This window comes from Sphingobacterium sp. UT-1RO-CII-1, assembly GCF_026711005.1.
In the GTDB taxonomy this organism is placed as follows: Bacteria; Bacteroidota; Bacteroidia; order Sphingobacteriales; family Sphingobacteriaceae; genus Sphingobacterium.
On sequence record NZ_JAPPVJ010000001.1, the window covers coordinates 252,239 to 267,940 of the forward strand.

Annotated in this window: 13 protein-coding genes; 8 read left to right on the forward strand and 5 right to left on the reverse strand. The window is 38.8% G+C overall.

Features of this window, described 5'->3' with window-relative positions; genetic code table 11:
• The first annotated feature begins 14 nt into the window (after positions 1-14).
• From ORI89_RS01010 to ORI89_RS01035, 6 genes are all read left to right on the forward strand, one after another.
• On the forward strand, positions 15-1,769 hold the full coding sequence (locus tag ORI89_RS01010) for a RagB/SusD family nutrient uptake outer membrane protein (RefSeq protein WP_268228560.1): 1,755 nt from the start codon (positions 15-17) through the stop codon (positions 1,767-1,769).
• 10 nt (positions 1,770-1,779) lie between these two features.
• Entirely contained in the window at positions 1,780-2,481 is a 702-nt protein-coding gene (locus tag ORI89_RS01015; protein WP_268228561.1) for a DUF3823 domain-containing protein, read from the forward strand.
• Positions 2,482-2,730: 249 nt separating this feature from the next.
• Positions 2,731-4,548 (forward strand): tetratricopeptide repeat protein, encoded by a 1,818-nt coding sequence (locus ORI89_RS01020; RefSeq protein ID WP_268228562.1) that lies wholly within the window; start codon positions 2,731-2,733, stop codon positions 4,546-4,548.
• Positions 4,549-4,565: 17 nt separating this feature from the next.
• A complete protein-coding gene (locus ORI89_RS01025; RefSeq protein WP_268228563.1) occupies positions 4,566-4,940 on the forward strand; it encodes a hypothetical protein in 375 nt (124 codons plus the stop codon).
• 5 nt (positions 4,941-4,945) lie between these two features.
• The gene (locus tag ORI89_RS01030; protein WP_268228564.1) at positions 4,946-5,095 is read left to right on the forward strand and encodes a DUF5989 family protein; all 150 of its coding nucleotides are present in this window, start codon (positions 4,946-4,948) and stop codon (positions 5,093-5,095) included.
• A 12-nt stretch (positions 5,096-5,107) separates the two neighbouring features.
• The gene (locus ORI89_RS01035; RefSeq protein WP_268228565.1) at positions 5,108-6,901 is read left to right on the forward strand and encodes a carbamoyltransferase family protein; all 1,794 of its coding nucleotides are present in this window, start codon (positions 5,108-5,110) and stop codon (positions 6,899-6,901) included.
• A 19-nt stretch (positions 6,902-6,920) separates the two neighbouring features.
• Here the strand turns inward: ORI89_RS01035 and ORI89_RS01040 are convergent, their stop codons facing one another.
• The 5 genes from ORI89_RS01040 to tgt form a co-directional block, all read right to left on the reverse strand.
• A complete protein-coding gene (locus ORI89_RS01040; RefSeq protein ID WP_268228566.1) occupies positions 6,921-7,982 on the reverse strand; it encodes a Gfo/Idh/MocA family protein in 1,062 nt (353 codons plus the stop codon).
• Entirely contained in the window at positions 7,979-10,261 is a 2,283-nt protein-coding gene (locus ORI89_RS01045; RefSeq protein WP_268228567.1) for a DUF7133 domain-containing protein, read from the reverse strand. The genes ORI89_RS01040 and ORI89_RS01045 overlap by 4 nt, the downstream gene beginning before the upstream one ends.
• 132 nt (positions 10,262-10,393) lie before the next feature.
• On the reverse strand, positions 10,394-11,305 hold the full coding sequence (locus ORI89_RS01050) for a DMT family transporter (RefSeq protein ID WP_268228568.1): 912 nt from the start codon (positions 11,303-11,305) through the stop codon (positions 10,394-10,396).
• A gap of 5 nt (positions 11,306-11,310) precedes the next feature.
• Positions 11,311-12,393: an LptF/LptG family permease gene (locus ORI89_RS01055; RefSeq protein WP_268229115.1), complete on the reverse strand. Its 1,083-nt coding sequence runs from the start codon at positions 12,391-12,393 to the stop codon at positions 11,311-11,313.
• Between the two features lie 55 nt (positions 12,394-12,448).
• Entirely contained in the window at positions 12,449-13,579 is a 1,131-nt protein-coding gene (gene tgt / locus ORI89_RS01060; protein ID WP_268228569.1) for a tRNA guanosine(34) transglycosylase Tgt, read from the reverse strand.
• A 290-nt stretch (positions 13,580-13,869) separates the two neighbouring features.
• Between tgt and ORI89_RS01065 the strand changes: the two genes are divergently transcribed.
• Positions 13,870-15,012 (forward strand): glycosyltransferase, encoded by a 1,143-nt coding sequence (locus ORI89_RS01065; protein ID WP_268228570.1) that lies wholly within the window; start codon positions 13,870-13,872, stop codon positions 15,010-15,012.
• 26 nt (positions 15,013-15,038) lie between these two features.
• Positions 15,039-15,674: a 16S rRNA (guanine(527)-N(7))-methyltransferase RsmG gene (rsmG, locus tag ORI89_RS01070; protein WP_268229116.1), complete on the forward strand. Its 636-nt coding sequence runs from the start codon at positions 15,039-15,041 to the stop codon at positions 15,672-15,674.
• Positions 15,675-15,702: the final 28 nt, after the last annotated feature.

Below are 15,702 nucleotides of genomic sequence, written 5' to 3' on the forward strand. Positions count from 1 at the left end.
ATAGAGTATACGAAATGAAAAGAAGATTTTTATATTTACTTATAGCAAGTGCCTCGGTTTTAAACTGGTCTTGCAACGACTTTCTAGATCGCGAACCCTTAGATGTTATTTCTGATGATAAAGTATGGGGCAATCCCAACGCTATACAAGCCTATATGGCGGCAATGTATGACGATGTATTTGTAGAACATCACGACTGGCAAATGAACGGCGGCTACTTGTCGCACTACACGGACGAAGCTATGCGCGGTTATTCCTGGGGATCGGCACACAACCCTACCTTTGGCGACAATTACTTAGAAAAATGGGAGTATAATAAAATTCGTAAAATAAACGAGTTTTTGGAGAAAATCCCCTCGGCAAAAATCGACCATTCTTTGATTAAACAATATACAGCAGAAGCTTATTTCTTGCGTGCTTTCAACTATTTCGTGATGGCGAAGCGCTACGGCGGATTACCTTTGGTTAAAGAAGTTCAACAATATGACGGCGATAATATCAATGATCTGAAAATTGCGCGTAGCACCGAGGATGAGACATGGTCTTTTATAAGTGAAGACCTAGATCGTGCCATAACTGACCTACCGGAAAGCCAAGACGCAGCCAACCAGTTTAGAGCAACAAAATATTCGGCTTATGCATTAAAAAGCCGTGCGATGCTTTATGCAGGCTCAATCAGCCGTTACGGAAAAGTTCAGCTAAACGGCTTAGTCGGAATACAGGAGAACAAGGCTAACCATTATTTCCAGCTTGCCATGAACGCTTCGGAAGAGATCATCAAATCAGGTCGCTATGCATTATACGAGCGTGAGACGGACAAAGCTGAGAATTTTCAAAAGCTTTTTATCGACGAGAGTATGCACGAAGAAGCACTTTATGTAAAAGCATTCTCGGTTCCTGACAAAGCACATAGTTTTGACTATTACAACGCAGCTCCATCCTTTAAAGTTGACTGGGGAACATCAACAGGTCCTACTCTAGAACTTGTAGAAGAATTTGAGTATACCGATGGACGTGCAGGCACACTGAAAGTAAAAGATGATTCTGGTACCCCCATTCAGTATAACCAAGCTGACGATATCTTTAAAGATAAAGACCCACGCTTCTTTGCTACCGTACTTTATCCGAACAGCCCTTGGCAAAATGGAGTATTGGAGATGCGTAGAGGTATCATCGATGCTAATAATGTGAAACATGAAGCTTCGTCATTTTCCGAGAAATTTGTACACGATCCTTCATATACAGTAAGCGGGAAAGACGGACTTGTTGTGCAGGGCGACTGTAGTCGCACAGGCTTCTACTTGAAGAAATATATGGATCCCGTAAATCGTTTGGATATGAACCGGTCAGGACAGAACTTTTTAGTATTCCGCTATGCCGAAACTTTACTTAACTATGCAGAAGCAGCCGTAGAATTGGGACAAGCAAGCAAAGCACTTCCTAAAGTGAATGAGGTTCGTAAGCGTGCAGGTATCAGCGAGAAATCATCGGTAACACTTGCCGATGTTCGTAAAGAAAGAAGAGTAGAATTTGCTTTTGAAAACACACGCTACTGGGATTTGGTCAGATGGAGAACAGCCACTACGGTGATGAACAACACGCAGTTTTCGGCTTTGATTCCGTGGTTGGATTACAGATCGAAGAAATACATCTTTGAGAAAGGTCAAAACACATTGAACCAAGCGAAAACATTTTTGGAGAAAAACTATTACCAACCGATCCCTGGCGTTAACCAAAACGAACTATTAGTCCAAAACCCAGGTTTATAATACTATAGCAATGATCAAAAATATAAAAAAGAAAAGCCTTACCTTAATCAGTATTTGCACAATTTTGAGTTTTCAAGCCTGTAAGCTCGACAACTACGACCGACCGAATGCAACGCTTACAGGCAAAATCATAGACGAGGAAACTAACGAACCTATGCCTACTCAAGCCCAAAACGGCACACGGATGCGCTTATATGAGTTTTACAAAGATGGATGGAGTGTTCAGCCCAACGACTTTTGGGCCAAGCAAGATGGTAGCTTTGAGAACAAAGCGGTCTTTGCAGGCAAGTATAAGGTACTGGCAGAGGGTGCATTCCATCAAATCGAGTCGATAGAAACTGAAATATCAGGTACGAAAAACTTGGATATCAAAGTTAAGCCATACATACGATTGACAATCGAGGCGACACCTATAGCAGGTGGTGTCACCTTGAGCACGAAAGTAACTCCTACACCTTCTTCACCAAAGGTTACAAACTTAGTATTTTTGGTGGGCAAAACACCTTACGTAGATAAAAGTACATTTGTGGAACGAGCGGAACAAAATGTAAAGGATTTACAAGATAACGATTTTGCTAATAAGAGCTTTTCGGAAACTTTAACGGGCAAGCTTGAAAAAGGTAAAACATACTATGTACGTGCAGGTGCTTTGGCCACTAACGCTGCCAACCATTACAATTACAGTGAGGTGCTAGAGGTAGTCATACCGTAAGGCATATGAACATGAAGAAGCACATGTAGCTACAGTCATTTTTCCCATCTTCTTAGTCGATTAGAAAAAGCTGTGGTTACATGTGTAATCTTTATAAAATTTATCCAATTGAAGCTTAAAGCCTATCTTTACAATAAACGCACAAAAGCCGTCATCACAAAGACTTGTTTTAATTGTTTCATCACCGAGAAAGATCAGCTCCGACGTATTGAGTCACACTTACGATAGCAGACACCTTATTATTTTGATATGAACACAAAGGTCAAAACCAGCATTTTTAAAACTCTTGCATTATCGTTACCTTTTCTCCTATTAGCCTTGGCAGAACTGGGCTTACGCTATGCCGATTATGGTGACAATCTGGACGATTTGTTTTTGACCACACCCGACAACAACTACCACTACTTAAACAAAAACATTTCGAAACGTTACTTTAATGGAGAACAGGCGAGCCACGGCAACGCCGAGTTTTTTAAAACTCAAAAAGACAGCAACACATTTCGGCTATTTGTATTGGGCGAGTCGGCAGCCTTAGGCTTCCCTTACCCCAATAACATTGCTTTTTCACGGATGTTAAAATATATCTTACAAGAGAACTATCCACACAAAGATATCGAAGTAATCAACCTATCATTTTCAGCGATTAACTCGCACACATTTTTAGACTTTTCAAAGCAGCTGCCTGACTATACACCCGATGGGGTGCTGATTTACGGGGGACACAACGAATATTACGGAGCATTAGGTGTGGCTTCGAGCTCGAGCTGGGGACATTCAAAGCATTTTGTACGTATAATGATTGAGCTAAAAAGTACACGCCTATATCAGATACTAGCGACAGCTTTTTTAAACCTACGTCGCAAAAGCGATAAAAAGAACAACACGCTAATGCAAAACATGGTTAACGACCAGTCTATCGACTATGAAGGAACCGTCTATCAAAGGGGAGTAATACAGTTTAAACAAAACATGCAAGATTTACTGGCTTTGTTTGAAAAAAAATCGATCCCTGTCTTTCTATCGACCGTGGCCGTTAACCTCAAAGATTTAGCCCCATTCAAAAGCTGTGGCGAGAGCGAAAGTAACTCCGCGAATTTGTACTTTAAAAAAGGAGAAGCCTATTATAAGAAAGCCAATTACAAGCAGGCAGAAGAAGCTTTTGCGAAAGCGCTGGACTACGACTGCATTCGCTTTAGAGCACCAAAAGAAATTAATCAGCTTGTACGTACTTTTGCCAAACAGTATAAAAATGTCCATTTGGTGGAGGGAGAAGCGGCTTTTAAGGCAGGTAGCGCTCATGGAATAGTGGGTAATGAACTACTCTTAGAACACGTACACCCCAATATTTTAGGGCATAAAACCCTTGCACAAACATTTTATCAATCTTTAGCGATTAACAATCTGCTACCTAAGGGAGCGCAAGTCATAAACCCATCACTAGAAGACTATCCCATTTTAGCTTTTGACTCACTCGCCGCCCATTATGCGCTGAACAAGTTGTTGCAAACATTTCCATTCTATCAAGAAGTTGAAAACGCTCGTGTAAACAATAAGATGGAGCAGATAGCGTGGGATTATAATGTGAATAAAAACTGGTATAAAAGCATGGATCAGCTCTACTCTTACGCCTTGGAAAAGAAAGAATATCCATTAATACTTCAAACATTAAAAGTGCGGATAGTGGACAATACTTACGATGCAAAATTTCAGCTACTGGCAGGCGAAGCATTAGCCGCTATGGCAGACTATGAAAGCGCCTTAGCCTACTTTGAAAAAAGCTTCAAGTTGAAACCTTCTTTTGAATTAGGACAGTCACTCGTGGTTTCGGCGCTACGTATTGACCAACCGAAAAAAGCTCTTGAATATATTCCTTATATGATTGAACACAACACAGGACAGACGGATTTTGTTGAATTAAAAACTTATATTGCAAAGGTGATCCACTTAAAGGAACTAATGAAAAATCTTAACGAGGGGCAAGAGAAAACAACAATCCAACTGGCGATTGCAGAGAATTACGATATGATCGGCAATAAAGCTGTAGCCGATCTTTATCGCAAGCAGTAATCTTAGAAAGACCTCTTATGATAGGAAGAAAACAATATACAGAGTTTGGTGTTTTAGTAGGCATAGTGGGCATTACACTCGGCTTATGTTACAAACAGCCCTTTTATATATATACAGCGCTGTTATCGCTAGTTGTAAGCCTGCTCGTTCCAATACTTCTTCGTCCATTCACATGGTTATGGTTTAAGCTCGCTTTTGTCTTAGAAAAGATAATCTCGACCTTTATTCTACTCCTAATATTCTACGGTGTTATGACTCCAGTAGCCTTTTTGCGCTCACTCTTAACCAAACAAGATCCCTTAAAACTAAAAGAGTTTAAGAAAGCTAAAAGCAGTGTATTCTACAATAGAGAACACTGCTATGAACCCCAAGACTTACATAAGCAATTTTAAAGCATATGGCATTTATTAAAGAATTTCTACAGTTTCTGCGTCTCCGTAAAAAATATTGGTTAATACCTGCCATTATCATACTACTGTTACTAAGCCTATTAATTATATCGACCCAAGGCAGTGCACTCGCTCCTTTTATTTATTCTATCTTTTAACCCACTTTTAGAATGGAGATTGTCTTAGGTATATCTGCCTTTTTTCACGATAGCGCTGCCGCCTTACTAATCGATGGAGAACTAGTAGCCGCCGTGCAAGAAGAACGCTTCAGCCGACAAAAGAACGACGAGGCTTTCCCTCATCAAGCTATAGCCTACCTTCTAACAGAAAACCGCTTATTGGGGTCAGATGTCAATTGGGTAGTTTTCTACGAAAAACCTTTCATAAAGTTTGAACGCCTCTTAGAAACCTATCATGCTTTTGCGCCCAAAGGACAAAAGAGCTTTCTGAAAGCTATGCCTTTATGGATGAAAGATAAGCTTTTCACAAAGAGATCTTTAAGCAAATCTCTCAAAAAATTGGGCATAGCTGCGCCTATACGGTTCGCCGAACATCACCTATCGCATGCTTCAAGCGCCTTCTACCCCTCGCCCTTTCCGAACGCCGCTATTTTGACGATTGATGGTGTAGGCGAATGGAGCAGCTTATCCATAGCTGTAGGCACAGGAAAAGAGATTAAAGTATTGAAAGAACTCCACTTTCCGCACTCGTTAGGACTGCTGTACTCCTCGTTTACGTATTACTGTGGCTTTAAGGTAAACGAAGGCGAATATAAGCTTATGGGACTAGCGCCCTACGGACAGCACTCCGCAACAGCGCAAAACTATATAGTTCTCATTAAAACCCACATGGTGGATATTCGAGAAGATGGTTCGTTTTTGCTCAACATGGCCTATTTCAACTATGCGACAGGTTTACGTATGGCGAACGATAAAGCTTGGCTCAAGCTATTTAAAATAGCCAAGCGCGAGCCTGGAGCACCGCTGGAACAAGCTTATATGGACTTGGCCCATGCTATACAATCGGTGACAGAAGAGATTGTTTTGAAGCTGGCCAATACGGCAAAGAAGCTTACGGGCTTATCAAATCTTGTACTAGCTGGAGGCGTGGCGCTCAACTGCGTGGCAAACGGCAAGCTGGAACGGGCTCACGTGTTTGATAAAATATGGATACAACCTGCCGCAGGCGATGCAGGAGGTGCTGTTGGTGCCGCTTTAGCGCTTTGGCATATCGAGCTCAACAAGGAGCGACAAACTCAAACCACAGACAGCATGTCAGGCTGCTATTTAGGTCCTGTTTATACAGATAAAGATATTATGTTGATTCTCCGTCGTTTGGGTTTGAAAGCTGAGCGAAAAGACGAAACAACACTACTAACCGAAGTCGCCCAACTATTAAGCCAAGGCGCAGTAATAGGTTGGTTTCAGGGAAGAATGGAGTTTGGTCCTCGAGCATTAGGCAACCGCTCGATATTAGCCGATCCACGAAACAAACAAGTGCAACGAACACTCAACCTCAAGATAAAGCATAGGGAAAGTTTTCGCCCCTTTGCTCCCGCCGTACTGGCAGAGGATGTCGTTGAACTGTTTGAGCACAGCCAAGCTTCGCCCTATATGTTGACAACAAGTATGTTGAGAAAAGAATTAAGATATCCTCTTCCGCTAGATTACCACCGCTTGCCTTGGGAAGAAAAGCTTTATACTGTACGCTCACCCTACCCGGCAATCACGCATGTTGATTTTTCGGCACGGGTACAAACTGTAACAGCAAACTCGAACCCACTATTTTATAAACTTCTTTGTGCTTTCAAAGCCCTGACTGGGCAGGGGATTTTGATCAATACCAGCTTTAATACACAAGGCAAACCAATCGTATGCAACCCAAACGATGCTTATAGCTGTTTTATTGAAACTGATATGGATTATTTAGTAATAGGCAATTATATTCTATCAAAAAAGCTGTAAATACTTAATTTATAAAACACTACCCATTTAAAAACACTTCTTTCCCCGTCTTAGCACTTTTATAAATAGCTTCAATAATCTGAACTGACTTCCTGCCTTCAGCACCGTCCACTAAAGGTTTTTTATCCTCTTCAATAGCTTCAATAAAATCTATTATCTGCATCTTATGTCCCAAGTAGCTAATATTCATAGGATCTGCTACACCTCCAGCAGTTGGCAAAGAAGAATACTGTTTTTTTATACCTTCATCCTCTACACATACCGCATCAAAATCCCAAGTATGAAGGTAATCTTCCTCTAAAATAATACTTCCTTTTGTACCAATTAACTCGATCCGCTTATAAGCCCCAGGGAAAGCAGCAGTCGTAGCCTCTATCGTCCCTACCGCTCCGTTTTGAAAATTGAGCATAGCTACCACCGTATCCTCCACCTCAATGTTCTTATGCAATATATTGCGGACTATAGAATGCACTGAGGTAACCTCGCCTGCAAACCATTGCAAAAGATCAATAGAATGTATGGCTTGATTCATCAAGACACCTCCACCATCCAGCGCCCAAGTTCCTCTCCAATCTGCCGAGGTATAATAAGCAGGTGAACGATGCCATTTAACATAAGCACTGCCTAAAACAAGCTCAGATAATCTACCTGTATCAACCGCATTTTTAACAACTTTAGATACAGGGTAAAAACGAGAATGAAAAACAACACCTAACTTACGGTCATAAAGTGAAGCTGCTTCAATTAACTGGTCACATCGTTCAGATGATATTTCTAACGGTTTCTCAATTAAACAATGCTTACCAGACTGTAAACACTTTAATGCTGGTTCTAAATGAAATCCGGATGCCGTACAAATACAAACAATTGAAACCCGTGAATCTTGACTTATGTCATCCATCGATCGAAATACGTCACAATCATATCTGGTGGCAAAAGCAACTGCCTTATCAACTGTACGATTATACACACCTATAAGTTGTGCCTGCCCTATTTCAGCAATTGCTTTAGCATGTATTTCAGCTATAGCACCTGTACCTATAATAGCAATACCATAAACTTCACCGACCTTTTCGCTCATTTTATTTCCTCCCGCAATTCAGCTTCAGTAAAAGAGTTAACCCGATCTTTATATCTATTTTTCACTTTTATTATATCCTCTATCTTCACCTCGCTAGCTTCATTACTCCAATTTTTACGCAAATAACTAAATAACAAAGCTAGATCTTCATCTTTTAATTTCTCATTACTAATAATTCCGGGCATTTCTCCACTGATCTCCGGCGATTCATAAAGCTTACTATTTACAGTCACCGGACCTTTCATCCCATACAACACAATGGAAATCAAAGTTTCTTTATCCCCCGTTACCCATTCAGAGCCATTTAAAGGTGGTGCCAAAAACTCTATACCATTACCATCTTCACCGTGGCAAGCCTGACATGTAGACTTGAATATAGCAATACCATTTTTGTATTTCTTTTCTAGTTCTTTACTCTTCACAACATACTGTGCCGATTTAATACTTTCTTGCAAATTTATCCATTCAGTAAAAATAACCGCATCATCCTGTACTCCTGCCTGTCGAACCTGTTCTATCAAAACTCCCTCTTTCTGATGAGCATTAGATAGAAGTCCCTGCGCTATGGTTACAGATTCTGGAAAATGTTTCAATAACTCTACTTTTATTTGTAATGCTAGTTTCACATCAAAATTTTCGAAAACATTCACTTTAAAAGAAATGTAAGTAGCTGTTGACCTTTCTTTTGTCAACGTCATTACTTTATTTAAAAAGGCATCTAGATTTTTAGTTTTCTCTATACGTTCAAGTGCTGTAAATAACTGTTTGAGTTTTTCAGATTCACTTTCCTCAATGATCAAATTCATCAGTTCTTCATTTGAGATACCACCCATCCCCTGTAATGTCCATAAAGAATGTATATACTCCTGTAAATTTGCAGGCTGAGCTAGTCGCTCCTTCAATAAAGGAATCGCTGCAAGCATCCGATTATCAACTATTTTATGTTGAGCTCCTTCTCGCATCCAAGCATTAGAGTGTCTTAAAAGACCAACCAATTCTTTTACATTTTGTGGAAGAATAGCTTTTTGCCACTTCTTCCCTTTCGGCACTACACGGTATATACGTCCGCAATTAAGAGGTAGCTCTAGGTTTCTTTCTTTGATTTCCTCCTTAAGATAATCGGTTAAATAAGCTTTATGCTGAATAACACCTCGGTACATATCTACTACATATAAAGCTCCATCTGGGCCATTCATCAAATTAACAGGTCTAAAGCGTTCGTCATCACTACGAATAAATTCTTGCCCTTCATAAGCTTGCCTTCCAGACACCAACTCGTCATTATGCTCCAATATATTCCTTTTAACAAGATTAGCAGCAGGCTCGGCAACAAAAGCATTCTGGTGATATACCGCATCAAAAAGTCCCCCTCTATAAATCAATGGACCACAGGCAGCTGTAAAACTAGCAAGTCTCAGACTATCATCCAGAACAGACTCCATATAACCCCGGTTAACACCTGTAGTCGGACGGCTCGGATACGTACGATTATCATCTACTATACGCTCATTAAAACCTTTAATCTTTAACAAATCCGGATTATTACTTCCCAAACTTGGCAAAAAATAATCCCCTAATAAATTTTGAGAGTTATTATTATAAAAAAGTCTGCCGACATCATCTTGCGTTATACCCCACTGTCCGCGATAATGATTTTTCTCTGTAAGCCAACGATCACCTAACTTTTTATAGCGTTTATCAGAATTGGCATTATATATCCAATTATCCATACCACGCAACAGACCGTTTGCCTGATGTTCGGGGTTACCGCCACGTGCAAAATCAGGATCAACCAAAGTCTTGTTGGATGGTTTATCACCAACGATATCAAAGTACCATAAGTTTGGAGATTCAACTACTAAAACTCCATTACCTATGAGCGCCAGCGAGCGAGGTAAACGCAAAGAGTCTAAAAACACTTTTCTTGTTTCATAAAATCCATCTCCATCCTCATCACTTAATATAACCACTTTACCTGTTGGTTCATCCTCTCCTTTCCCCTCCGTATCGGGCATATAAGATGTCATTTCTACAGCCCATATTCGATTCTCATCATCAAAAACCATAGCTATAGGAGCTATAATCTGTGGCTCTGCTGCCACGAGCTGCAACTCAAACCCATCCTCAACATGTGTATACCTCATAAATTCTTGTGGACTTAAGACAGGAGCTTCAGCCAATAAAACTTCTCTATCTATAGTCGGTACTCTATCACAAGAGATGCAAAAAAAGACTATAAATAACGTACTTAATAAAAAAACTGATTTAATGACCTTCATTTGTTAGATAGCAATATGCCAGGTTTAAATTTAAAAGGTCAAGGTAGCAATAAAATAAATGTCAAAAAAGCCAAAATGATGTTACAAACTATTCTAAATAACGCAATTTTTCATATTTAAAACACATTAATATCAATGCAACTTGCGCTGTGGCAATTCAGATTTTCCTCCCTCTAAACGAGTCTTTACGTAAGGATATAGAAATACCGCAGCAAGAACTATAACAGCACCACCGTAAAAGCCCAAACTCATTGTTTCTTTTCGCCCAAAAATCAATAAAGCCAAAACAATACCATAAACAGGCTCCATGTTAGTAGTCAGTGCAACCGTAAAAGCACTCAACTCTTTCATAACAGCTACAGCCAACACATAAGCTACAGCAGTACAGCCAATCCCTAACAATAAAAGATAAGCCCAATCCACGCCTTGCAACCACAGCCCTTCATTAAACTCTCCCGTTATCGCCATAAATAAAGATATCCAGAAAAAAGCACCAAACATCTCATAAAAAGTTATAATAGTCGCACGCGTATGCTTTACCATTCTTGCGTTAAGAATAGAGAATAAACTAGCACAAAGAGCTGCTGACAGGCCAAAAATGATGCCCAAAATATATTGGATTTCGAACTTGAAAATCAAATATATCCCGAATATGATCACTACCCCTACTAAAACATCCGCTAATGAAATTCTCTTTTTGTTTATAAGAGGCTCTAATATCGATGTAAATAAGGTAATAGAAGAAAGAGTTACTAACGTAACTGAAACAGTAGACACTTTAATCGAATAAAAAAACAGCACCCAATGTAACCCCACTACCCCACCTACAAATACAAATTGAATTAGTTTTTCACGTGTAACATGGATAGAGTCTCCTTTTATAATAAAATACACAAACAGTGAAAGCACTGCAATAAGTACACGGTACCAAACCAAATGTGCTGCCGACAGGGAAATCAATTCGCCGAGCACTCCTGTAAAGCCCCAAATTAACACAGTCAAGTGAAGAATAAGAACATTTTTATTCAATTTTAAACGCTGCATTTCTCTTATTTAGGAGCTTTATACTTTAACCAAAAGGCTAAAACAAGAAATAAAACATTAGGTATCAATATCGCAATCAGAGGTGGCAAACCGCCCTTGAGAGAAAACATTGTAGAGAACTGCACTAACACGATAAAGCCAAAACTTAAACCGATTCCTATCCCCAAACTTAAACCTATCCCCCCTCGCACCTTCTTAGAGGATAAAGACACGCCCATCAGCGTAAGAATATAGGCAGAAAACGGACCTATGTAGCGTTTATACTTTTCCAAAAGCAGGTCAGTCATCATACCTGTCCCTCGTGTTTCTTCTTTTGCTATACGCTGATTCAACTCTCTCGTATCCATAGCTGTGAATACATTATCGTAAATCTCAAAATCCCTTGGCAGCATATCCAAGGTGGTGTCTCGGACAGTACCTGCAACCATCTCCTCTCGCAAGCCATCAATCGTACGTACACTATAATCCTCTATCTTCCATTTGGTAGCTACCGAATCCCATGTGATACGTTGCGCAACGAGCTTTTCTATCATCAGGTCTCCATCAAATTTTTCTATAGAAAAATTATAGCCTATATTTCGCTTTGTATCAAAATTGTCTATATAAACATACGTATTAGAATCTATCTGCATGTGGGTAGATAGCGTCGTTGTATTGACCTTATGGGGCTTTACATATACATTTTCAAAATTCACCTTTATCTTATTCGTGTAAGGTATAATCCAAATATTAGAAATAAGTGTAAATAAAAAAATAATAGTAGCCCCTATCATATAGGGCCTCAAAAATCTGTTAAAGCTCATCCCCCCACTCAGTATCGGCACAACTTCCGTTTGATCTGCCATTTTTGATGTGAAGAATATAACGGCTATAAAGTTAATTAACGGAGTAAGCATATTTAAAAAGAAAGGAATGCTCCCTAATGCATAATACTCTAAAAACACCTTAGACATAGGTGCTTTATTCTTCAGAAAGTCGTCCAGCTTTTCCGATACATCAAAGACAACTATTACAATTATAAAAACACCTACGGTAAACACAAAAGTGCTGAGATATTTTTTAATAATATACCGATCAATGATGTTCATCATCCTAAAATAGTGAGATATGATTATAAAAACAAGCCAACTCTAAACAAGAATATTACAAACGTTGCCCCAAAACTTTCACCATCTTGTCTTTCCAACTATAGAACGTACCATCTATAATTTTCTCACGAGCCTCTTTTACCAACCAGAGGTAAAAATTTAAATTATGTAAAGAAGCGATCTGCGCTCCCAATATTTCCTGTGAACGGATCAAATGTCGTAAGTATGCTTTTGTATGAACTCGATCAACAAGTAAATCACTATCCGGATCAATAGCTGAGAAATCATCTTTCCACTTTTCATTCTTTATATTGATAATACCGTGTCTCGTAAATAGCATTCCGTTACGGGCATTACGGGTAGGCATCACACAATCAAACATATCAATACCTAAAGCTATATTTTCCAAAATATTAATAGGAGTTCCCACCCCCATCAAATAACGAGGCTTATCCTTCGGTAATATATTCGTAACAACATCCGTCATTGCATACATTTCCTCCGCAGGCTCTCCGACCGATAATCCGCCGATTGCATTTCCTGGACGATCAAAAGAAGCGATCACCTCCGCTGATTTTGCACGTAAATCTTTATAAACAGATCCTTGCACAATAGGAAATAAAGTTTGCTCATACCCATAATGAGGTTCAGTACTGTCAAACCTTTCAATACAACGCTTTAACCAACGATGCGTCATATCCAAAGATCTACGTGCGTAATTATAATTACAAGGATACGGAGTACATTCATCAAAAGCCATAATAATATCAGCCCCTATAATGCGCTGTGTATCCATCACATTCTCCGGTGTAAAAAGATGCTTAGACCCATCAATATGTGAGCGAAAAGTCACACCTTCTTCCCTTATTTTACGAACTTCAGTAAGTGAATAAACTTGATAACCTCCTGAATCTGTTAATAAAGGACGATCCCATCCATTAAATTTATGCAAACCTCCCGCCTTACTAATAACATCCAGCCCCGGACGTAAATAAAGATGATAAGTATTCCCCAATATGATTTGAGCTTGTAAGTCATTAATCAATTCGTGTTGATGCACACCTTTAACAGTACCTGCGGTTCCGACAGGCATAAAAATAGGCGTTTGAATATTTCCGTGAGCCGTTTCCAATAAACCCGCACGTGCTCTAGATCCTTTATCTTGTGCTTGAAGTGTAAATTTCATATGTGTATAACCTGTCTGTATCTATCATATGAAATATTCAAACAGACTGTTACAAGTTCATGCATCAATTACTTTCATTCGTATTTATGCAAGAAGTGTAACATGAATATTTCATATATCACTATCTATTTCTCATTGGGTCATTGCTATCTAAGGAAACAAAAACATCTCCCACAACAAAAAACCACTGCAAAAATAGAATAAAAAAACAGGAGTAAACGAGCTCCTAACAAAATCTTAACTATTTCTCCTATATATCTTAAAAGAAGAGCTTATATTTGACTTTTCTTATGACAGATATTGAATTCATTACCCGCTACATACCTTTTGCTCTACTAGGTGTATTCCTAGTAATTCAGCTTTACTATATAATTTATATTTACGGACGTCTTGCTTTTCATCGGGTAAAAGCCTTCAGCTCAAAAAATTTTCAACCTCCGGTAAGTGTAGTTATTTGCGCCTACAATGAAGAAGCTAATCTCAGTGCATTTTTACCCTCAATCTTAAATCAGAACTATCCAAACTACCAAGTAGTAGTAGTAAATGATTGCTCTACAGACGAAACTCCCTGGGTATTAAAAGAATTTACAGAACAGTACCCCGACAAATTAAAAATCGTAGAGATTAAAGAACATATACAACTTAAACATACTAAAAAATTCGCTCTTACACTCGGCATAAAAGCTGCTCAGCACGAACATCTTGTCTTCACAGATGCTGATTGTCAACCAAATTCAGAAAACTGGCTCAGTGAAATGGCTGGAGCTTTCGCTTTTAATAAAGGAAAACAGATTATATTAGGCTATTCACCTTATTTGCGCAAAGGCGGCTTTCTAAATAGTTTAATACGCTTTGAGACTACACACACGGCTATTAGCTACTTAAGCTATGCATTGAAAGGGGACGCTTATATGGGAGTAGGTAGAAATCTCGCCTATACAAAAAGTTTATTCTTCAAAGGAAAAGGGTTCAATAAACATATGCATATTAAATCAGGTGACGATGATCTATTTGTTAATCACAATGCTACAAAAGACAATGTGGCTGTCGTTATAAACCTTGAATCACAAGTCTACTCTGTACCCAAAGACACCTGGAAAAGTTATTATAAACAAAAGGCACGACACTCTGGCGCTTCAGTCTTATACAAAAAAAGGCATAAAAAGATGTTAGCGACACAATTAATATCAGCCATGTTATTTTACCTGATGATTGTTTTATGTTTAACACTTTTTCCTAACCTCTGGTTTATTCCACTATGTATTTATTTAATAAGATATTTAGGCCAACTTATAATTTTTGCAAAAATATATAAAAAACTGCAAGTCATTGATTTGTTAATCTGGTTACCTTTTTTAGATATTTTCTATTACTTCTATATTTGCTTTAACGGTTTATTTAATCGCAACAGCAAAAAGACAACATGGAGTTAAACCCCTTCTCTCAAAACAAAACAACTATGACCCCTTCGGTAGACATCATTTATAAATATTTTCCTGATCTTACTGTCATCCAAAAAGAACAATTTGCACAACTTGCGGAATTATATTCTTATTGGAACAACCAAATTAATGTCGTATCCCGAAAGGATATGGATAGCCTTTATTTACATCATGTTCTACATTCGTTAGGTATCGCAAAATTTATCGGGAAATTTCAAACAGGTAGCCGCATTCTCGATGTAGGAACAGGAGGAGGATTCCCGGGTATCCCATTAGCAATTATGTTCCCTGATGTTCATTTTCATCTGGTAGACTCTATAGGTAAAAAAATAAAAGTAGTACGGGAAATTTCGAATGCCCTTGGCTTAAAAAACATAGAGGCGGACCACATACGAGCAGAACAACTAGACTATACCTATGATTTTGTTGTTTCTCGAGCAGTTACCCGTTTAGGCGATTTTACAACTTGGATCAGAAACAAATTTGAAAAGCAAGATAAAAATGCTATCCCAAACGGGATTTTATATTTAAAAGGCGGTGACTTGCAGGATGAAATCAAAGAGTCTAAGCTAAAAGTAGAACTACATGCTTTAGCAGACTATTTTGAGGAAGACTTCTTTCTCACAAAGTACGTACTATACGCCCCCATGTAAGACAAAAGTTCGGGTTATAATCAAAAGT

Excerpts from the sequence above, each read along its gene's own strand:
- ORI89_RS01010 (WP_268228560.1), top strand. The coding sequence starts at position 15 with ATGAAAAGAAGATTTTTATATTTACTTATAGCAAGTGCCTCGGTTTTA.
- ORI89_RS01015 (WP_268228561.1), top strand. The coding sequence starts at position 1,780 with ATGATCAAAAATATAAAAAAGAAAAGCCTTACCTTAATCAGTATTTGC.
- ORI89_RS01020 (WP_268228562.1), top strand. The coding sequence starts at position 2,731 with ATGAACACAAAGGTCAAAACCAGCATTTTTAAAACTCTTGCATTATCG.
- ORI89_RS01025 (WP_268228563.1), top strand. The coding sequence starts at position 4,566 with ATGATAGGAAGAAAACAATATACAGAGTTTGGTGTTTTAGTAGGCATA.
- ORI89_RS01030 (WP_268228564.1), top strand. The coding sequence starts at position 4,946 with ATGGCATTTATTAAAGAATTTCTACAGTTTCTGCGTCTCCGTAAAAAA.
- ORI89_RS01035 (WP_268228565.1), top strand. The coding sequence starts at position 5,108 with ATGGAGATTGTCTTAGGTATATCTGCCTTTTTTCACGATAGCGCTGCC.
- ORI89_RS01040 (WP_268228566.1), bottom strand. The coding sequence starts at position 7,982 with ATGAGCGAAAAGGTCGGTGAAGTTTATGGTATTGCTATTATAGGTACA.
- ORI89_RS01045 (WP_268228567.1), bottom strand. The coding sequence starts at position 10,261 with ATGAAGGTCATTAAATCAGTTTTTTTATTAAGTACGTTATTTATAGTC.
- ORI89_RS01050 (WP_268228568.1), bottom strand. The coding sequence starts at position 11,305 with ATGCAGCGTTTAAAATTGAATAAAAATGTTCTTATTCTTCACTTGACT.
- ORI89_RS01055 (WP_268229115.1), bottom strand. The coding sequence starts at position 12,393 with ATGAACATCATTGATCGGTATATTATTAAAAAATATCTCAGCACTTTT.
- tgt (WP_268228569.1), bottom strand. The coding sequence starts at position 13,579 with ATGAAATTTACACTTCAAGCACAAGATAAAGGATCTAGAGCACGTGCG.
- ORI89_RS01065 (WP_268228570.1), top strand. The coding sequence starts at position 13,870 with ATGACAGATATTGAATTCATTACCCGCTACATACCTTTTGCTCTACTA.
- rsmG (WP_268229116.1), top strand. The coding sequence starts at position 15,039 with ATGACCCCTTCGGTAGACATCATTTATAAATATTTTCCTGATCTTACT.